General features: G+C 39.8%; 19 protein-coding genes. 4 read left to right on the top strand and 15 right to left on the bottom strand.

Annotation, left to right across the window (positions count from 1 at the left end):
* Positions 1 to 2: 2 nt before the first annotated feature.
* The 7 genes from ABC374_RS12490 to ABC374_RS12520 form a co-directional block, all read right to left on the bottom strand.
* The gene (locus ABC374_RS12490; RefSeq protein WP_221416643.1) at positions 3 to 725 is read right to left on the bottom strand and encodes an ABC transporter ATP-binding protein; all 723 of its coding nucleotides are present in this window, start codon (positions 723 to 725) and stop codon (positions 3 to 5) included.
* Entirely contained in the window at positions 709 to 1,722 is a 1,014-nt protein-coding gene (locus ABC374_RS12495) for a branched-chain amino acid ABC transporter permease (RefSeq protein WP_144476621.1), read from the bottom strand. Before ABC374_RS12495 ends, ABC374_RS12490 begins: the two co-directional genes overlap by 17 nt.
* On the bottom strand, positions 1,719 to 2,603 hold the full coding sequence (locus tag ABC374_RS12500; RefSeq protein WP_144476624.1) for a branched-chain amino acid ABC transporter permease: 885 nt from the start codon (positions 2,601 to 2,603) through the stop codon (positions 1,719 to 1,721). Before ABC374_RS12500 ends, ABC374_RS12495 begins: the two co-directional genes overlap by 4 nt.
* Positions 2,604 to 2,779: 176 nt before the next feature.
* Positions 2,780 to 4,015 carry an ABC transporter substrate-binding protein gene (locus ABC374_RS12505; RefSeq protein ID WP_413018069.1) on the bottom strand — a complete coding sequence of 412 codons (1,236 nt, stop codon included), beginning with the start codon at positions 4,013 to 4,015 and terminating at the stop codon, positions 2,780 to 2,782.
* Between the two features lie 21 nt (positions 4,016 to 4,036).
* Positions 4,037 to 5,275, bottom strand: coding sequence for an ABC transporter substrate-binding protein (locus tag ABC374_RS12510; protein ID WP_413018071.1), 1,239 nt, complete (start codon positions 5,273 to 5,275; stop codon positions 4,037 to 4,039).
* Positions 5,276 to 5,297: 22 nt separating this feature from the next.
* The gene (locus ABC374_RS12515) at positions 5,298 to 6,056 is read right to left on the bottom strand and encodes an SDR family NAD(P)-dependent oxidoreductase (RefSeq protein ID WP_413018073.1); all 759 of its coding nucleotides are present in this window, start codon (positions 6,054 to 6,056) and stop codon (positions 5,298 to 5,300) included.
* Positions 6,043 to 7,215, bottom strand: a complete 1,173-nt coding sequence (locus ABC374_RS12520; RefSeq protein WP_413018075.1) for an iron-containing alcohol dehydrogenase — start codon at positions 7,213 to 7,215, stop codon at positions 6,043 to 6,045. The genes ABC374_RS12515 and ABC374_RS12520 overlap by 14 nt, the downstream gene beginning before the upstream one ends.
* A 243-nt stretch (positions 7,216 to 7,458) precedes the next feature.
* Between ABC374_RS12520 and ABC374_RS12525 the strand changes: the two genes are divergently transcribed.
* Both ABC374_RS12525 and ABC374_RS12530 read left to right on the top strand, forming a co-directional pair.
* Positions 7,459 to 7,611, top strand: a complete 153-nt coding sequence (locus ABC374_RS12525; protein ID WP_413018077.1) for a hypothetical protein — start codon at positions 7,459 to 7,461, stop codon at positions 7,609 to 7,611.
* Positions 7,612 to 8,142: 531 nt separating this feature from the next.
* Positions 8,143 to 9,201 (top strand): lactonase family protein, encoded by a 1,059-nt coding sequence (locus ABC374_RS12530; RefSeq protein WP_413018079.1) that lies wholly within the window; start codon positions 8,143 to 8,145, stop codon positions 9,199 to 9,201.
* 60 nt (positions 9,202 to 9,261) lie between these two features.
* On the opposite strand, the gene ABC374_RS12535 is transcribed toward ABC374_RS12530, so the two are convergent.
* The 5 genes from ABC374_RS12535 to ABC374_RS12555 form a co-directional block, all read right to left on the bottom strand.
* Positions 9,262 to 10,059, bottom strand: a complete 798-nt coding sequence (locus tag ABC374_RS12535; protein WP_413018081.1) for an endonuclease I family protein — start codon at positions 10,057 to 10,059, stop codon at positions 9,262 to 9,264.
* Positions 10,060 to 10,153: 94 nt separating this feature from the next.
* Entirely contained in the window at positions 10,154 to 10,768 is a 615-nt protein-coding gene (locus ABC374_RS12540) for an NUDIX hydrolase (protein WP_413018083.1), read from the bottom strand.
* A gap of 286 nt (positions 10,769 to 11,054) precedes the next feature.
* Positions 11,055 to 12,395 carry an aspartate aminotransferase family protein gene (locus ABC374_RS12545; RefSeq protein ID WP_413018085.1) on the bottom strand — a complete coding sequence of 447 codons (1,341 nt, stop codon included), beginning with the start codon at positions 12,393 to 12,395 and terminating at the stop codon, positions 11,055 to 11,057.
* Positions 12,396 to 12,466: 71 nt separating this feature from the next.
* Positions 12,467 to 13,924 (bottom strand): CoA-acylating methylmalonate-semialdehyde dehydrogenase, encoded by a 1,458-nt coding sequence (locus ABC374_RS12550; protein WP_413018087.1) that lies wholly within the window; start codon positions 13,922 to 13,924, stop codon positions 12,467 to 12,469.
* A 218-nt stretch (positions 13,925 to 14,142) separates the two neighbouring features.
* Positions 14,143 to 14,691 (bottom strand): GNAT family N-acetyltransferase, encoded by a 549-nt coding sequence (locus tag ABC374_RS12555; protein WP_413018089.1) that lies wholly within the window; start codon positions 14,689 to 14,691, stop codon positions 14,143 to 14,145.
* A gap of 123 nt (positions 14,692 to 14,814) precedes the next feature.
* Here ABC374_RS12555 and ABC374_RS12560 point away from each other — a divergent pair, with 123 nt between their 5' ends.
* Positions 14,815 to 15,771: a D-2-hydroxyacid dehydrogenase gene (locus ABC374_RS12560; RefSeq protein WP_413018091.1), complete on the top strand. Its 957-nt coding sequence runs from the start codon at positions 14,815 to 14,817 to the stop codon at positions 15,769 to 15,771.
* A gap of 192 nt (positions 15,772 to 15,963) precedes the next feature.
* A complete protein-coding gene (locus ABC374_RS12565) occupies positions 15,964 to 16,164 on the top strand; it encodes a cold-shock protein (RefSeq protein ID WP_029714163.1) in 201 nt (66 codons plus the stop codon).
* A gap of 218 nt (positions 16,165 to 16,382) precedes the next feature.
* On the opposite strand, the gene ABC374_RS12570 is transcribed toward ABC374_RS12565, so the two are convergent.
* From ABC374_RS12570 to ABC374_RS12580, 3 genes are all read right to left on the bottom strand, one after another.
* A complete protein-coding gene (locus tag ABC374_RS12570; RefSeq protein ID WP_413018093.1) occupies positions 16,383 to 17,237 on the bottom strand; it encodes a crotonase/enoyl-CoA hydratase family protein in 855 nt (284 codons plus the stop codon).
* A 204-nt stretch (positions 17,238 to 17,441) separates the two neighbouring features.
* Positions 17,442 to 18,434, bottom strand: a complete 993-nt coding sequence (locus ABC374_RS12575) for an ABC transporter ATP-binding protein (protein ID WP_413018095.1) — start codon at positions 18,432 to 18,434, stop codon at positions 17,442 to 17,444.
* Positions 18,435 to 18,447: 13 nt separating this feature from the next.
* Entirely contained in the window at positions 18,448 to 19,461 is a 1,014-nt protein-coding gene (locus ABC374_RS12580; RefSeq protein ID WP_350298954.1) for an ABC transporter ATP-binding protein, read from the bottom strand.
* Between the last annotated feature and the right edge of the window lie 13 nt (positions 19,462 to 19,474).

A 19,474-nucleotide genomic window follows, 5' to 3' on the forward strand; every position in this document is an offset into this window, starting at 1 on the left:
GTTTAAGCAAAGCTCAATTCCTCCCCAAGATAAGCTTTAATTACTTCTGGATTGTTTGCAATCTCCTTCGGCGTACCCTCGGCTATTTTTTCGCCATGATGAACAACGACGATGCGATCACATACAGTCATGACAACTTCCATGATGTGCTCAATAAGGATGATAGTAATTCCACTGTCTCTTAATCCTTTTATCATCGGCAATAATTCTTTCACTTCACTTGGATTCAATCCAGCCATAACCTCGTCCAACAGAAGTAGTGTAGGTTGAGTTGCTAATGCTTTCGCTACCTCTAAACGCTTTTTATCAGCTATGGTTAAGCTTTTTCCGATTTGGTCTTTCTTTTTTTCTAAACCTACTTTAAATAAAATTTCCAGGCTAAATTGTTTTGCTTCCTTAGTACTGGATGCTTTATTAAAGGCTCCCACCATAACATTTTCAAGTACAGAAATATTGCCAAATGGCTTTACGATTTGATAAGTTCTCCCAATTCCTTTTTTACAAATAATATAAGGCTTTTGACTTGTAATATTCTCATTATTAAAAACTACTTGTCCGCTTGTTACCGGAAGCGAACCTGAGATCAGGTTAAACAATGTGGTTTTACCAGCACCATTTGGACCAATAATTCCAACTATTTCATTTTCTTTTACATCAAAAGAAACACGATTCACTGCTTTTAACCCTCCAAAATGTTTGGAAACTTCTTTAACCTGAATAATCAACTTTTTCACCATCCTTTACTTCGATTTTCTTTCTATTCAAACTTTTCAATTTTTCAGGAATCCGTTTAATAAGTGGAAGCAATCCATTCGGCAAAAACGAAACGATTAAGATCAAGACAACTCCATATATTAGATAATTCATTCCATTCAAGGATGGAAAAGTAGAACGTAAAATCTCATTTAATGGGATGATAATGAATGCACCTAAAACAGGTCCAAATACCGTACCTACCCCACCAATAATTGCTATCAAAGCAAATTCAATGGATAAATTCATGTTAAAAACGGACGTCGGTTCAAAGAACAACATGTATTGAGCGTAAAATACACCTGCAATCCCTGTCATTCCAGCGCTTATAGCCATGGCAATCATTTTATACTTCGTTACATTAATTCCAAGCGTTTCAGCACCATCTTCATCTTCACGTATAGCTTTCAAGTAATAACCAACTTTCGTTTTATCAACCCAAAATGCAATGGATATGCTTATAGAGAATAATACCAAAGCCAAAAAATAGTAAGCGCTGTATTCCCTAAAAACCAAATTCGTAAAACTCGGTTCAAATTTAATATTAACTCCAATAGCACCATTTGTTAGGTCTTTGAAATATAACGTTAAGTGACGAATAACTTCTGCAAATGCAATAGTTGTTAAAGTGAAATATGTTCCTCTTAATCTGAAAGCTGGCCAGCCAATTAATGCCCCAACTATGATGGATATCACTGCAGCTATGATGAATCCCAACCAAGGACTCACACCGTAGTTAAGATATAATATCGTCGAGGTGTAAGCTCCTAATCCAAAGAAGATTGCATGACCGAGTGATAATTGACCACCGTAACCCCCTAAGATATTCCACGCTCCCGCAATAGTCGCATATAGCAAGATGAGAATGAAGATATTTAAATAGAATTTATTTTGAATAACAAATGGAATTACAAATAGCAATATCCCAAATAGAAGCAGAAATTTTTGTTTAGATAATAGGTGCATCATTTTAAGCCAACCTCCTCTGCCCCTTTACCAAGACTGAAAATACCGGAAGGGCGAACCAATAAAACCATAATGAAAATCACAAAGTATACCGCTTCTTTTAGACCTGGATCAAAAATGACACCGGAAAGAGCTTCCACTACCCCAATGATTAACCCGCCGAAGAATGCACCGAACATACTTCCCATTCCGCCTAATACAACAACAACGAATGAAATTAATACAAATGATGTTCCAATAGTTGGATAGACGGAGTAAATTGGCATGAGCATTGCACCTGCAAGACCAACTAAACCTGACCCGATTCCAAAGGCTAAGAGATAAATTCTTTTTACGTTTATCCCCATCAGAAATGCTGCGTGCCTTTGCATAGCGACCGCCCGTATCGCTTTTCCAGTCATTGTTTTTTGTAAAAACAGATATAAAATAACAGCAACAGCAATTGCCGTGCAAAAAGCAACTAACCTTGGTACACTAATAGCAAGTTCCCCAATATTAATAACTTCTGTTTGATAACTTGTTTTGACAGAAAGATGGTTGGCACTTAATGTCATTAAAGCTAAGTTTTGAAGTGCGATTGATAATCCTAACGTTGCAAATATTTTTGTTGATGCAGGTGTATCTAAAATTGGCTGTATCATAAATCTCTGAGTAACAACACCTAGCAAAAATAAACAGATTATTACCAGGATGGCAGATATATAAGGATCTAACCCCATAGTCGTATAAAATAAAAAGCTAATATACATGGCAATCATAAGCAACTCACCATGGGCAAAGTTGACGATTCTTACTACTCCAAGAATTAGATTCAAGCCCATGCTGATTAAAGAGTAGATACCACCTAACAAAAGGCCGGATATAAGTGTTTGAACTAATGTCATTTTCACACCTCACTATTTGATATTTCTATGGGAATTACTCACAAAGCCCGGCATACATCTGCAGTTACGCTTTAGTGAGGAGACTAATACTCAAGCTTACAATGTGTATCTACTTATGTTGCCATGCTTTTAAGTTTCCTTATCCCCATATATTATTAAATTAGAAAACTAACTCCTTATTGATTTACTATTTGAGGTTCTACCACAGCTACGTCTTCCGGCCAAACGGTCTTAAGCTCTCCATCGATCCACTGATGGACATAAGGTTTACTCAACTGGTTTTGTCCACTCTCCTTGTCGAACTCTACTCCCCATCCAGTAACTGTTGTACCTGCTTCAGCTGTGTATTTCAAAGCTTCTTCTTTTAACTTGTCAGGGTCAATTTCGCCGACTTTATCAATTACGTCCAAGGCTACTTTCATTCCCATGAAGTTTGCTAAAGAATGACCTGAACGTGGTTCTGTACCATACTTTTCTTTGTATAGCTTAAGAAATTCTTCGATTCCAGGTGTAAAGTCTTTATTAATTTGGTATTGCGGGAAATCAACATTCAATATTCCATTCGCTTTTTCCCCCATAGCATCTTTAAAATCAGTCATTGTATGACCACCACCGGAGCCGATAAAAACTGGAACATTCAGTCCTAACTCTTCACTTTGTCTAGCAAGAAGAACTGAGTCATTTAAGTAGGAAACCGCAATCAAAACGTCAGGTTCAGCTTTTTTAATATTTAATATTACTGAACTTAAATCATTCGTTCCAGCACTGTAGCCTTGGTTTGTTATTATGTTGATTCCTTCTTTTTTTGCAAGTTTACTAGCTTCGTCTGCAATCGTTGTACCATAAGAAGAATCTTCATGAGCAATTGCGACCTTTATATCACCTAGTTCTTTTCCAAGTTTTTTTGTAACAACCTCTTTAATGAAATCCAAATGCACTTTTGAAAAATAAGAGGCAGGAGGGTTTGTACGTAGTACATATTTATATTTACGGTCAGTAACCGTATCAGCTACTGCGCCAAGCTCCCAGTACAACACTCCACTTCTTTCAGCTACTTCACTAGCTGCAAAAGCAATAGAGCTTGAAAATGATCCGACAATGGTTTTTATGTTTTCTTGGTTGATTAAACGATTTGCTTCTGCTTGAGCAGCATCTGCATCAACTGCATCCCCCTTAACCAGTTCAATTTGCTTTCCACCTGCAACACCGCCATTTTTATTTGCATATTCAATGGCAAGTTCTGCACCACGGAAGCTTTCCTCACCAAGAAGTGCTAATCCACCGGATAAAGGAAATAATGCACCAATTTTCAATGTTTTAGAATCAGTTTCTCCACCACTTGAACCTTCAGAGCTACAAGCGGATAAAAAGATTAGAAAGCTAACCATAATAGCGCTTACAATTTTTTTCATGTATTTTCCCCCTTTTTATTACTACTTATTATTTATCTGTGGTTCCTGTACAGCCACTTTTTCTGGCCACACAGTCAACAGCTTTCCGTCAATCCACTGATGCACATACGGCTCACTTAGCTTGTTTTGACCCGTTTTCGGATCAAATTCAACACCCCATCCTGTCACTGTTTTACCCGCTTCTACTTTGTAGTTCAAAGCTGCTTCACGTAATTTGTCAGGATTAATGTCTCCAACTTCATCGATTAGATCAAGAAGGACATTCGTACCCATAAAATGTACGAGTGAGTGCCCAGAACGAGGTTCTTCTCCATATTTTTCCTTATAAAGATTTATAAACTCTTCCATTCCAGGCGTAAATTCATGATTAATTTGATATTGTGGGAATGCTACATCTAAGATTCCATCTCCCATGTCACCAACACCTTCTCTGAAATCAGCCATATCATGGCCACCTCCTGAACCAACTACAACTGGAACTTTTAACCCTAATTCTTGACTTTGTCTGTGTAATAGAATTCCGTCATTCAAATAAGATACTGCAATGAGTACATCTGGCTTAGCCTTTTTTAGATTAAGAACTACAGAGCTTAAATCGTTTGTTGCAGCACTATAGGGCTGGACTGTTACGACGTTGATTCCTTCTTTTTTTGCTAGTTTTTCTGCTTCGTCAGCAATTGTTGATCCATAGGAGGAATCCTCATGCGCAATCGCTACTCTTATCTCACTTAAGTCTTTTCCAAGCTTTGCTGCCACATAGTCTTTGATAAAATCAATGTGAGTTTTTGATAGATAAGATGCAGGAGGGTTCGTACGTAACACATATTTATAGCCACGGTCTGTAATTGAATCGGCAACGGCACCATACTCCCAAAACAAGACACCATTTCTTTCAGTCACTTCACTGGCTGCCTGCGCGATGCCAGAAGAATAAGAACCAACAATTGTCTTAATATTCTCTTGATTAATTAAACGGTTTGCCTCTGATTGTGCAGAGTCTGGGTCTGGAGCGTCCCCTTTAATAAGTTCAACTTTTTTACCGTCTGCCACTCCCCCATTTTTGTTTCTTTGTTCAATTGCAAGCTCTACTCCGCGATAGCTTTCTTCACCAAGCATAGCTAACCCACCTGATAAAGGAAAAATCGCACCAATTTTTAGAGTCTCGGAGCCTTTGTTTTCTCCACTGGTCTGATCTGATCCGCCGCAAGCAGTCAATATCAGGAGAAAACTTATCACCATTAAAGACAAAAACTTCTTCATAAATCGAACCCCCATCTTATAATTAACTGCTTAACCAACCGCCATCGACATAGATTGTTTGACCGGTTACATAATCAGAAGCACGCGAAGCTAAATATACTGCTGCTCCTTGTAATTCTTCAACCTCACCGGTTCTCTTTAATGGGATGCGAGAATTCATCCAGGCTACTTTTTTTTCGTCTTCAAAAAGAACTTTCGTCATTTCTGTTTTGAAATAGCCCGGTCCAATTGCATTGACCAGGATTCCATCATCTGCAAACTCAACTGCTAATCCTTTTGTTAATTGTGATACCCCCCCCTTACTTGCTGCGTATGCTGACATGTTAGGAAAAGCTATTTCACTTGTTAGTGAAGCAATATTGATAATTTTTCCATATTTTCGTTGCTGCATGTATGGTATTACAGCTTGTGTTGTAAATAGTGCTGTTTTTAAATTGACTCCCATGACAAAATCCCAATCTTCTTCAGTTATTTCTAAAAATGAAAGGCGTTTATTTGAACCCGCACCATTCACCAAAATATCGATTTTCTCTTCTTGTTTAATGATATCTTGTACAAATCCTTTTATATCTTCTGGATTTCGGGCATCCACTGCTGCATAATAAACCTTTCTAGAAAATCCTGTAATGGTCTCGGCGGTTTCTTTAAGCTCACTTTCTGTTCTGCTCGTTATTGCTACGTTCGCACCTGCTTCTGCCAATGCCAATGCAATCGACTTACCTATTCCACGCCCCCCACCCGTTACTAACGCAGTTTTACCGCTTAAATCAAATAACTTCAACTAACACACCCCCGATTGATCTACGATATAGTTCAATTACATCTTCGTATGTAGTTATTCTAGGATTTGCTGCAATATTTCCACTTAGCATAGCATCCTTTGCCATACGGTCAATTTGAGACTCGTCAACTTTGTACTCTGAAAAGGTTGTAGGGATTCCTATATCCTTTGAAAGCTTTTTTACAGCATCTACTGCAGCAGCCGCTCTTTCCATTAATGTTAATCCTTCAAGGTTTTCTCCCATATCCTCTGCGATATCGCTAAACAATTCTGGTACTGCTAATGTATTAAATTCCATAACATGTGGTATTAAAATGGAGTTTGCTACACCATGCGCCACACCATAAATGGCACTCATTGGATGACTTAATGCATGGCAATTTCCTAATCTCGTATTATTAAAGGCTAATCCGGCTAATAGGCTTCCCATAAGCATGTTGTCACGTGCTGTTATATTGTCCCCATTGTAAACGGCTTGCCTTAAATTGTTACTGATTTTTCGAATCGCTTCTCTTGCAAGCGCTTTCGTTATTGGGTTAGCCATTTTTGAAGTATACGATTCAATCGCATGGACTAAGGCATCTAATCCAGTTGAAGCGGTAATATGTTTTGGTAACGATAAGGTAACTAACGGATCAACTAATGCCCATTTTGGTGCAATCTTTACGCCACCTACTGTCAGCTTGTATTGTCGTACCTCATCAGTTATAACAGTAAACGTTGTGACTTCACTCGCAGTTCCTGCAGTTGTAGGAATGGCGATTAATGGCAAAAGTTCATTGACACATGTATCAATTCCTTCATATTCCTTAATGGATCCGCTGTTTGTGGCGAGCAGACAGACTGCTTTTGCAACATCAATAGAGCTTCCGCCTCCCATTGTGATAACAGCATCAGCATCAACTTCACGAAGCAGATCCAATGCATCATTACAATTCTTCACCGTTGGGTTTGGCTGTGTTTGATCATAGATTGAATAGTTGATATTATCCAATTGACGTGTGATTTGATTAATGAGACCAGTCTTTACAATTCCAGCATCAGTAATAATCAAAATGTTCTTATAATTTTGTTCGTCAATAATTTTTCGAATTTGATCCGTTACTCCCAGACCGTACAAAATTTGAGTTGGATTTTTAAAAACACCAATTGTGTTCACTTTCTCTTCCTCCTTGTAAAAAAATTTTTCATTAATTAACAATGCAAGAATTATGCCAAGATTGATAATTGTTTAAACTTCAATAATATTAATGTTTTACTTGTCATTACAGGAATTGCAGGACTTTCGTATTGGGTAAATTTTATACAGTTAAATAAATTATGTATAAAAATTACCCTTAATAATAAACAGAAAAAGATTCATTAGTAATCTCGCTAATAATATTGAGATTACTCCAACAGCTTGATTACAAAGCATTTGCTTGAACCGATTGCACTTAAACATGATGGGCTATTCCACTTCTCTGAACTTGTTGACGACTTCAGGCTTGCTGTTATTGAAGGCATCACATGGACCAAACAAATAGGTCTTGGAGTAGTCAAACGGCTCGTTTGAAATCAGGCACAATTGTCACTTAGTTTAATCATTGCCGGGACGACTGACCAAGAAATGCTAATGACTGAAAAGAAAATCAAAAGATGCAGGGGAGATTGGACGTAATCCAAAATGGGAAAATACTAGCTTGCCTTCCCCCTTCCTATTACGGTATAGATGAGTGAATGGGATTATATAGATGTGGTTCATTCCTTGAAACAAGTCAATGAAGCACTTTTTTAAACTCGGTGCAAACAGCCATTTCAACCCTTTCTTTACACTTGCGTTCTTGGCGTACCTGTCATCCCCGAAATTAAACTGAAAAACCCCCTAAAAGGGGGTTAAATTATTTCCATATTATCGACTGGCAATACGACTTAGATAGGAATAGACGTAAACTCAGAACAGAAAACAAACCCGATCCTTCCTATTCACCCCAAAATTTTCTAAATAAAAAAAGGTTCCAACTCAACAGAATACGGGAAAAGGATATATGGGTATCATCTATGTTAAAATAAAAATAAACACAAATCTTTCTTGGAGGAGATAAATATGGTAAAACATGATCAACAGAACATTATTGGATACATAGGCACTTACACAAAAGGAAACAGCAAAGGTATTTACCGATTTACTTTAGATACAGCAGAAGGAAAACTCAGCACACCGGTTCTTGCAGCAGAATTGACCGATCCTACTTATGTCGCCATCAGCCAGGACAAAAAGAATCTCTACGCCATTTTAAAAGAATCGGGCAGTGGAGGAGTTTCAGCCTATTCGATTAATGAAGATTCAGGTGAGCTTACCTTCTTGGGCAAACAACTGACACCAAATGGCTCTTCCTGCCATATAAGTGTCGACAGCAAGAAACAGGTTTTGGTCACTTCCAGTTATGGAGAAGGCGTGATTGAATCATATCCGCTTCATGACGATGCGACCCCTTTGCCTGTATCATCAACTGTTCAACATGAAGGTCAAGGACCGAATGAAGAACGTCAGGAAAAAGCACACACTCACTTCGCTGGTTTCACACCAGATGAAAGGTTCATTGCTGCAGTCGACCTCGGGATAGATAAAGTAATAACCTATAAAATACATAGTGGGGTTTTGGAAGAAGTAAACAGCTTATCTGTTGCTCCCGGCAGCGGACCACGGCATCTGACCTTTCACCCAAACGGAAAATTTGCATATGTTATGGCAGAACTGGTACCAGAAGTCATTGTTTTGAGCTTCGATAGTCAAACTGGAAGTTTTTCTGAATTACAAACTGTTCGGACCGTCCCGGAAGATTTTAAGGAAAATAACCAAGGAAGCGCCATTCATATTTCTGATGACGGGCAATTCGTATATGCCGCAAACCGGGGACATGATAGTATTGCCGTTTACCAAATCAATCAAGAAACAGGCAAACTGGCATTCGTGGAACTGGTTTCTACCGAAGGTCATTGGCCACGTGATTTTTCATTGGATCCTAGCGGAAAATTCCTGATCGCTTCTAATGAACAATCAGGAAACCTGACACTATATGCACGGAATGAACATGACGGAAAATTAACATTATTGCAAAAGGATGTTCAAGTTGCCTTCCCTGTTTGCGTAAAATTCTTATAATCTTTAAAAAGAGGATTAAAGCTTGTACTACAGCTTCAATCCTCTTTTTAAGATTTTTCTTTAATTCCATTTCTCCGCCATTTCGGGAAAATCTATATATGGGTTACGATTACCCTGCATTTCATGTATAGCCTGATTTCTATGTTTTTCATAAGTGCTGACGGGAAAAAGCCGATGCCATTCCAAAAGCAGCGCCAGGTCGATTTTGCCGCTATCGATGATTCCCTCATATCTGAGTAAAAAATACAAAGTTGCCCTCGCCACGATTCCTTTTCCATATTCAGGCTCGAATTTACTGTCGTCTGATTTCCCGCAACCCGCTTTTATACCGGCAGCCGATCTTTCAGGGATATAATCCTCAAAATCATGATATGGATAGTTACTCCGGCTGCTATTACACGTTGGTTCACAGGCAAACAGATGATGCAAATCCCCCCTCATCGGTTCTTTTTTATCGAACCATGATTGAGGTACTACATGTTCACAATTAACGAGAGTGTTCTCCGAATTTGTTGATTCAATATCTCTTGACAACACTTCCAGTATACGGATATCTTCCTCAATCACTTGTACAGGATCCATCCCTTTACCGGAATACAGACTTTTCAGCTGGCCATTTTCCTGTAAGTCCACCCATGGGTAAACATGACGATGCGGTGAGTAGTTCAGCTGGTTTTTATGGGTTGCCACAAGTAGGTCCTTCAATCCTTCCCGGTCCAATGAACCATCTTTGTAGTATGCTAGCTTAAGTTCCTGATCTTTGGTTTCATCATAGTATTCGCGGTTATCATTGAAGTTGACTAGTGCAGCCATTGCCATTTCCCGTTCTTTTTCAAGTACTTCAAAACTATACTTCATCTACTCATCCCCCCGCTTCTATTAAAAACCTAACTTTTACCATAATTAAAGCTTAATAGAAATAGACCGAAAAAAAAAGGTGCTTTAGAAGTGTCTAACGAAGAATTTCAATAAAATGGGTAAGGATTTTCGCCGTCATTCCCCAGATTACCCGACCATTATATAAGTAAAAATATTCTTCCATCTGTTTCGGCTGCCATTTATAATTCTCCCCGCCAACGACTAAATCATGGGGGAAGTTTTCATGCGGTTCCACTTTATATTCCACATGGTAAATTTCTGGCGGTTTTTCCATGAAGAAGGATAGCGGTACCGTAAAAATGGTTTCCACTTCAGCTGGATTGGGTATTATCCGTTGATGGTTACGAACAAACCCTGCATAAGGATAGACGATCATCCCAAATGGAGATACCAAATAATCGATAGGAAAGACATTATCGATATCTTCTTTTCTCAAATTAAGTTCCTCATATGTTTCCCTTAGGGCCGCCGCCTGTTCATCATGGTCCAGCTTGTCTATTTTCCCGCCCGGAAAACATATATCCCCCGGCTGCCTCCTCAGTTTGTGTGAACGTTCTTCGAAAAGAACATGAATTCCATCTTCTTTCTCTATAAGCGGTACCAATACAGCATACTTTGAAAAATTCCCACTCCCTAAAATTTCAGGGATATGTAATGTTAGTTTTTTTGTTATATCTTCATTATTCATGTCCCTCACCTCTTCTGCCTGTTAATATTGAGTTTCTACCACTCCTTATCATTCCATTTTCGAACATCTGCTATAACTAAGCAAGGAAAACGATTCCAAAATATCGCCTATAATTTCTACTAGATTCCTTTTCCTCTTATTCTTCCTTGATCATAGACAAAAGCACCGTTCAAAGTTCTGATCGGTGCTAAAACTAAACGCATCAGTACCATTTAAAAAGCAAGGTATGTGTATCAACAGGTACACGCGCGGACTTAATTGAATATTCAGGTTTTTATCCTTATTTTCATAGTTCAGCTAGCGTTCGCTTTACCGTCGTTATGATGAATGAAAAATCCTCTTCAGTTATACTAAGTGGGGGAGCAAGAGTCAGGACATTATTGAAACCTGCGACTGTATCACCATTTTTACCTATGATTAGCCCCTTTTCTTTACATGATGCAATCACTTTATTGATTTTGGAAAGTTCGATCGGTTGTTTTGTCAGTTTATCTTCCACTAGTTCAATCCCTACCAACATGCCTTTCCCTCGCACATCCCCAACATTGGGATGAGTTTTGATTTCTTCAAACTCTTGCAGAAAGCGTAGCCCTAACTCCTTAGACCGTTCTATAAGTTTTTCATTTTCATATATTTCAATATTCTTCAAAGCGACGGCACATGCAGCCGGATTGCCTCCAAATGTATTTACATGCCGAAAGCGGTCATATACGTCAGAACCAATATACGCTTCATAAATTTCACGTTTGACGGCTGTAGCGGATAATGGCAGATAAGCGCTCGTGATTCCTTTAGCCATTGTTACAATGTCTGGTTTTACATCATAGTTCATAAATCCGAATCTCTTACCAGTACGGCCAAACCCGCAAATGACCTCATCCGAAATGAGAAGGACACCTTTTTTCTCACAAATTTCTTTGACACGTTTCATATAACCATCAGGTGGCATTAAAATTCCACCCCCAGTGATGATTGGTTCCATGATGACCGCAGCCACCGTTTCGCTTAGTTCCCATGTAATGGTACGTTCAATTTCCGCTGCACTTTTTTCACCGCTTTCATCCTCAGGATTTCTGTAAGAATCTGGCGGTGATACATGAAGAAATCCTGGGGCCAGCGGTTCATATTTATATTTTCGCTGCGCCTGCCCGGTAGCTGACAGGGCACCCATTGAATTGCCATGATAGCCGCGATAACGCGAAATGAATTTATAACGTCCATGTTCACCTTTTTGCTGATGATACTGCCGCGCAATTTTAAAGGCAGTCTCATTTGCTTCTGAACCGCTGTTAGAGAAGAAAATCACATAATCCCCACCAAGCCATTCATTTAATTTCTCTGCTAGCTTAATAGCCGGAATGTGGCTATTCGTTAAAGGGGCATAAGGAAGTTCCTTCAGTTGCTCGTAAGCTGCTTCAGCCAGTTCCGTGCGGCCATAGCCAACGTTGACACACCATAAACCTGACATCCCATCCAGGAATCGATTCCCATCAACATCCGTAATCCATGCTCCTTGCCCTTTTTTTATCACCATTGCCCCAGGGGTGGGATCAGCCCCTTTCATATGATGCCACACATATTTACCATCCATCGCTTTAAGATCCTGACCCTGTTTTTCAACCTGCATAAGCTACACTCCTCCTAAAAAGATGTATAAAGGAAGGCCGACCACAATTTGAGCCGACCCCCTTTTTCCTATCAGTATCTTGCCGTTAACATTTTCTTTCTAGTGTAAAATTCCACTCCGTCTTTCCCGTTGGCATGAAGGTCTCCATAAAATGAACTTTTATAGCCGGAAAATGGAAAGAATGCCATTGGCGCGGGTACCCCAAGATTAATGCCAAGCATCCCTGCATCAATTTCTTCGCGAAATTCCCTAATGGCTTTTGCACTATCCGTATAGAGGCAGGCACCATTGGCAAATTCGGATTGATTGGTCAATTCAATTGCTTCTTCAAGGGTATTGACCCGTACTATGGATAAGACAGGAGCAAAAATTTCATCCCTCCATATTTTCATGTTTGTTTTTACATGATCAAATAATGTCGGTCCAACATAATAGCCATTTTCCTGATCGCCTTCATTCCTGCCATCACGAAGGAGGACAGCTCCTTCTTTCTCCCCGATTTCAATATATTGTTCTGTTCTCTTTTTATGAGTATCACGAATCACAGGCCCCAAGAAAACGTCCTTATCCATTCCATTTCCTATCTTGATGTCATCCGCTGCAGCCTTTAATCTCTCAACGAGTGAATCTCCCACTTCTCCCACCGCAACAACCACTGACGCAGCCATGCAGCGCTCGCCTGCAGATCCGAAAGCGGCATTCGTAATGTTCGTTACCGCATTATCCAAATCCGCATCAGGCATGACGATTGAATGATTTTTCGCTCCTGATAAAGCCTGGACACGTTTTTTATTGGCAGCTGCCGTTTTGTATACATACTCTGCGACAGGCTGGGATCCAACAAATGATACCGCTTTAATGTCTTCATGTTCCAATATCCCATTCACGACATCATGGGCACCATGGACAATATTGACAACACCATCCGGAACACCGGCTTCTGTCAATAATTCCACAAGACGGTTGGCTAATAGCGGTGTCCGTTCTGATGGTTTTAATATAAACGTATTTCCACAAGCTATTGCCAGCGGGAACATCCAACATGGCACCATCATCGGGAAATTAAACGGCGTAATCCCTGCAACGACACCCATTGGATAACGATACATGCCAGATTCAATACCTGGGGAAATATCAGGAAGCTGGCTGCCCATCATCAAGGTAGGCGCACCTGCTGCGAACTCCACGCATTCAATCCCACGCTGAACCTCACCATATGCTTCTGTATAGCTTTTTCCATTTTCGATTGTGACCAGCTTAGCAAGCTCATCCCAGTGTTCTATCAATAATTGCTGATAACGGAATAAGAAGCGGGCTCTTTTTGGAACGGCGACTTTTTTCCATTCTTTATACGCCTTTTTAGCAACCTGCACCGCTTGGTTTACATCTTCCTTTGTTGAAAGGGGAACGATCGCCAAAGCTTCTCCTGTTGCCGGATTAGGCACTTGTTCATGTTTCGATGTTGTGGAATCCACCCATTTGCCACCGATATAATTTTTCAACGTTTTTACTTCATTTATTACTGCCATTAAAGAAACCCTCCATTTCAACACGATTTTATAGTTTCATTATATTTTTCAAACGGACTTTTTACATTAGACGTTTTGTATAGTTTTTGATTCAATATTTGCACATATTGTTCGTTTTTGATTTTCCAATATTCATTATACTCATGAACAGAAATTCCCGCTGTCAAAACCGATGTATTTTTCCTTATTTCTTCTTTAATCAGCAGACTTCAAAGCCATCATTTTATAATGGAATATAGCTTTAAGTCTTGATGCTTCCCCTTGACGAACATTCCTTTTCTTATGATTCCCTCGAAAGACATACCAGCCTTTTGCATGACTCGCTCTGAACCCAAATTTTCAACGAAGCACCTTGCTTGTATTCGAACTAGGTTCATATTTTCGAAGCCAAAGGCGATTATCTTTTGGGCTGCCTCCGTCATCAAGCCACTCCCCCAATATTCTGGTGCAAGCACATACCCGATTTCTGCACTATGATGATCAACCTGCCATGAAACAAAATCAATAGTACCAATCAACTTACCACTTTCCTTGTGTTCTATGCCCCATGGAGCTATTTTCTTATCCTCATAATTTTGCTGGATAAATTTGATAAAATCTTTTGTGTCACTTAGGGAACGATGAGCTTCCCATGTGACGTAACGGGAAACTTCACTGTTGGATGCATAAGCGAACATGTCTTCGGCATCATTCATGGTGACTTTCCTCATGACCAAACGTTTTGATTCTATAATAGGCAGCTGTCCATATATGTCTTTCACGTTCATGAATACACCCCATTCCATTGATTATTAGTATTATAGCAAGATTTTTTTAAGCAATCGCTTTCCCAATTGAAAGATTTTCAAAACTTACGTATAATTCAGAAAAATAGATACAGGAGGTTAGTTATGCCAAAAAGGAAACTCATAATAAGCCAAAATTTGAATGAGATCTTACTACAGAAAATTAAAAAATTGGTTCCCGAGTGGACGGTTATCACCGGAAGATCTCCGGAAGTATGGAGAGATCATATAGCCGATGCTGAAGTGATTGCAGGCTGGAAAGCGGAAATGTCTGTATCGATTGATGCAAGCAAAGTAAAGTGGATCCAGACATGGAGCGCCGGAGTGAATGCTTTACCCCTGGAAAATTTAGAACAAAAGAATGTTCAGATTACAACTGCAAACGGTGTTCATGCGTATCCCATTTCAGAGACTATTTTTGCGTTAATGCTTGCCTTAACAAGAAAAGTAGATACATATATTAAGCAACAGCAGACAAAGACCTGGCATCACGCACATATGAAGCAGGAAATTCATGAAAAGACCATCGGAATCATCGGTGTCGGAAAAATCGGAAAGGAAACAGCAAAAATTGCAAAGGCTTTTGGCATGACCGTATTAGGGATGCGCCATTCCGGTAAATCAGAAGAATTTGTCGATGAGATGTTCACTCAAAAACAATTGAATGACCTTCTTCCTAGATGTGATTATATTGTCGTGACATTACCTTTGACCCCAGAAACAAGGAATATGTTCGGGAAAAAGGAATTCAGGTTAATGAAGCGCTCCGCTTTTTTCATTAATATTGGAAGGGGAAACCTCGTCATTCAAAACGAATTGATTCAAGCGCTTAAGGACAAAGATATTGCAGGTGCTGGTCTTGATGTGTTTGAAACGGAGCCACTTCCTGAGAATAGCCCTTTATGGGAGTTGAACAATGTAATCATCACGCCGCACACATCCGGAAATACGGAATTTTACGACCAAAGGCTCATTCAGGATATTTTCATGCCGAATTTAAAGAACTATCTAAATGGTAAAACACCTTCAACAAATTTACTTGATTACAAAAAGGGGTACTAAAAGGGGTACTAAGAATGGTTCATTGAATCCGTACATAAATAATCTTCCCATGTTAGCTTGCAGATTCCGACATTATCTGTTATATTTAAAAAGAATTATTTTTGTTCGGGAAGATTGATAAGTGAAAAACTTTTCGTCTAATGATCAAGGGTAGTAACACAATGTGTGGATTCACACTAGGAGGCAACAACAATGGAACAAGGTAAAGTAAAATGGTTTAACGCAGAAAAAGGATTTGGCTTCATCGAACGCGAAAACGGAGACGATGTATTCGTACATTTCTCAGCTATCCAAAGCGAAGGATTCAAATCATTAGACGAAGGTCAAGAAGTTACTTTTGAAGTTGAGCAAGGTCAACGTGGACCCCAAGCTACTAACGTTCAAAAAGCATAATTTTAAATACAATATATAACGGACCCTACTTGTAGGGTCTGTTTTTTTGATTAAAAAAGCAATCATAAAAAAACCCTATTCACGGGGAATAGGGAACATGAAACAAGTTTAGTAAATGGTAAACCCAGTATAACACACTAAGAATAGAAACCCTAATTTATCCGAAAAGTAAAAATTATCACGCACTTCCCCTGGTATCCCTGGCCCATTCCACTCAATCATTTCTTATCCACTTCATATGTTCGATCCGTTCCCCAAGGATAAAACGGAGGCATATCACTACTGCTTTTCATCTTGAAATCAGCTTTCCTTTTTTCGAGGAAAGCTTCGATCCCTTCTAGTGCATCCGCTTGTTTTCCGGTCCAATGAATCATTTTCGATTCTATTTTGTGTGATTCAACAGGATGGTTTGCACCGAGCATGGTCCACATTAATTGCCGGGATAACGTCACAGAAACGGAAGATGTATTTTCCGCAATATCTGTTGCAATTTCCATTGCAGCAGACATCAATTCGTTTGGCTCGACGATCTTGTTTACCAACCTTCCCTCATATGCTTCACTGGCCGAAATCATCCTGCCGGTAAAAATCCATTCGGAAGCTTTGCCCATTCCGACAAGCCTGGGTAAGAACCAGCCGCTGCATGCCTCCATCGTTATCCCCCGCCTCGCAAATACAAAACCCATTTTTGCATCTGTTGAAGCGATTCTAATGTCCATGGGCAAAGTCATTGTTATCCCAATCCCGACTGCCGCTCCATTAATGGCCGCTATCATAGGTTTCTTCATCTCGAAAATCCGCAATGACAACATTCCCCCTGCATCGCGATATTCAACCAGAGGAGTGTGATCCATAAAGGTTTCTGCGCCTTTTTCCAAGTCCATTCCAGCACAAAATGCATCCCCTGCGCCAGTTAAAATGACGGCTCGTACGTCATCATTTTCATCCGCTTCATTAAAAGCGTGAATCATCTCCTCACACATCTTTTCATTGAAAGCGTTCATTCTCTCAGGACGATTCAGAGTAACAATCATGACACGATCGACGATTTCACTAGTTATCGTGGAATACAATAACAGTCCCTCCTTCTCTCACAAATTGAAACATTCAACAGAATTTAATATTTACATATAATTACATATTATATGTTTTATTTTCAGATTCCTAGTTTTTTATTTTGACATACTGATAAATAATTTGATAATCGTTTCTATTCTAAAAATATTTTACATAAATGTGTAAAAAAAGACCAGTCGCAAATGCAACTGGTTTTTTGTTTACCAATATAAATGACAAGCAACGAAATGCCCTGGTTTTTGTTCTTTCCATTCAGGTACAGCACTGGAGCATATCTCCATCGCCTTAGGGCAGCGAGTCCGAAATACACAGCCGCTCGGCGGATTGATCGGACTTGGTACATCGCCTTTAAGGACGATTCTTTCCCGTTTAATAGTCGGGTCTGGTATCGGCACTGCGGATAGCAAGGCCTGTGTGTATGGGTGTAGTGGATCTTTCGTTAAAGAATCACTATCCGAAAGTTCCATCATCCTTCCAAGGTACATGACTAAAATGCGATCTGAAATATACTTGACCATCGATAAATCATGAGCGATGAATAAATAAGTCAATCCCATTTCTTTTTGTAGCTCTTTTAATAAATTGACCACTTGGGCCTGTATCGAAACATCCAAGGCAGAAATTGGTTCATCACAAACGATGAATTTAGGATTTAAAGCCAATGCCCTTGCAATTCCAATACGCTGGCGTTGTCCGCCACTGAATTCATGCGGAAAACGAGTGATATGTTCCGGACTTAAACCAACCAGCTTTAACAGGTCTTCCACCCGGTTTCTTCGCTCTTTACCTTTTGATATCCCATGAATGGCAAGTGGTTCCCCAATCAATTCCTCCACCTTCATCCTTGGGTTCAAGGATGCGTAAGGATCTTGGAAAATCATTTGTATTTCACGGCGGATATGTGACATTTCCCCGGGTTTGTAATCGAAAATATTTTTCCCCTGAAAAAGAACTTCTCCATCTGTCGGTTCATATAATCGAGTGATTGTACGACCTGCAGTCGACTTACCGCAACCGCTTTCCCCAACAAGTCCGACAGTTTCCCCTGGATAGATTTTGAGATCCAAACCATCTACCGCTTTCAGCGATTGAGAACCAATAGGAAAATGCTTCTTCAGATTCTTTATTTCAACAAGAGGAGAATTTTCGTTGTCTGTCTTTTCTTTTACGGCCTTATTTTTCAGTGAAACCATTGTTTCTCCTCCTTTATACATTAGTCGGTGCTTGTACCTGTGCTGCCTTGGCCATCGGGTGGTGCAGCCAGCATGCGGCTGTCTGACCTTCTTCCACTACTTCAAGCTCCGGATCATGGTCTTTGCACACTTTCATTGCTGATTCACATCTTGGGTAAAATGGGCATCCTTTTGGCGGATCCAATAAATCCGGTGGTGATCCGATAATCGGAACTAACGGAGCCGTTTTTTCCATATCCAGTCTTGGCACCGTTTTAAGCAGACCTCTTGTATATGGATGCTGCGGGTTTGAAAATATAGCCTCTACCGTACCCGTCTCAACAACCTTGCCTGCATACATGACGACTACCCGTTCACAAGTTTCCGCAACCACACCTAAATCATGAGTGATTAAAATGATGGAAGTATCCATTCTTCGTTGGATATCTTTCATCAGTTCCAAAATTTGCGCTTGTATCGTTACATCCAATGCAGTTGTAGGTTCATCGGCAATCAGTAATTTCGGTTCACAAGCAAGGGCCATCGCTATCATTGCCCTTTGGCGCATACCACCTGAAAACTCATGCGGATATTGCTGCATCCTTTTTTCCGGCTGTGGAATACCTACCAGTTTCAGTGTTTCCAACGCCCGTTCGTATGCATCATTTCGGGACATGTTTTTATTATGCTTTAAAATGCCTTCCATGATCTGGCTGCCGATTTTTGTCGTTGGATTGAGCGAAGTCATCGGATCCTGGAAAATCATGCTGATTTCATTTCCACGAATCTTCTGCATTTCCTTTTCACTCATTTTAAGAAGGTCTTTACCGCCAAAGTTTATCGACCCTTTTCCATACTCTGCTGGGGGTGTTTCCAATAATCTCATGATAGATTTCGCTGTAACACTTTTGCCGCATCCGGACTCCCCAACAATCGCAACGGCTTCCCCTTTTTTCACGTCAAAATTCACACCGCGAACCGCTTGCACTTTTCCTGCATAAGTATGGAAGGTGATTTGTAAATCGTTGACTTCTAATAGGTTCTCCATCATCGTCCCTCCT

This window comes from Peribacillus phoenicis, assembly GCF_047238085.1.
Lineage (GTDB): Bacteria > Bacillota > Bacilli > Bacillales > DSM-1321 > Peribacillus.

Coding starts and splice junctions, on each gene's coding strand:
- ABC374_RS12580 (WP_350298954.1), bottom strand. CDS start 19,461: ATGGAGAACCTATTAGAAGTCAACGATTTACAAATCACCTTCCATACT.
- ABC374_RS12500 (WP_144476624.1), bottom strand. CDS start 2,603: ATGACATTAGTTCAAACACTTATATCCGGCCTTTTGTTAGGTGGTATC.
- ABC374_RS12550 (WP_413018087.1), bottom strand. CDS start 13,924: ATGGCAGTAATAAATGAAGTAAAAACGTTGAAAAATTATATCGGTGGC.
- ABC374_RS12575 (WP_413018095.1), bottom strand. CDS start 18,434: ATGGTTTCACTGAAAAATAAGGCCGTAAAAGAAAAGACAGACAACGAA.
- ABC374_RS12555 (WP_413018089.1), bottom strand. CDS start 14,691: ATGAACGTGAAAGACATATATGGACAGCTGCCTATTATAGAATCAAAA.
- ABC374_RS12505 (WP_413018069.1), bottom strand. CDS start 4,015: ATGAAAAAAATTGTAAGCGCTATTATGGTTAGCTTTCTAATCTTTTTA.
- ABC374_RS12565 (WP_029714163.1), top strand. CDS start 15,964: ATGGAACAAGGTAAAGTAAAATGGTTTAACGCAGAAAAAGGATTTGGC.
- ABC374_RS12495 (WP_144476621.1), bottom strand. CDS start 1,722: ATGATGCACCTATTATCTAAACAAAAATTTCTGCTTCTATTTGGGATA.
- ABC374_RS12535 (WP_413018081.1), bottom strand. CDS start 10,059: ATGAAGTATAGTTTTGAAGTACTTGAAAAAGAACGGGAAATGGCAATG.
- ABC374_RS12540 (WP_413018083.1), bottom strand. CDS start 10,768: ATGAATAATGAAGATATAACAAAAAAACTAACATTACATATCCCTGAA.
- ABC374_RS12510 (WP_413018071.1), bottom strand. CDS start 5,275: ATGAAGAAGTTTTTGTCTTTAATGGTGATAAGTTTTCTCCTGATATTG.
- ABC374_RS12530 (WP_413018079.1), top strand. CDS start 8,143: ATGGTAAAACATGATCAACAGAACATTATTGGATACATAGGCACTTAC.
- ABC374_RS12560 (WP_413018091.1), top strand. CDS start 14,815: ATGCCAAAAAGGAAACTCATAATAAGCCAAAATTTGAATGAGATCTTA.
- ABC374_RS12545 (WP_413018085.1), bottom strand. CDS start 12,395: ATGCAGGTTGAAAAACAGGGTCAGGATCTTAAAGCGATGGATGGTAAA.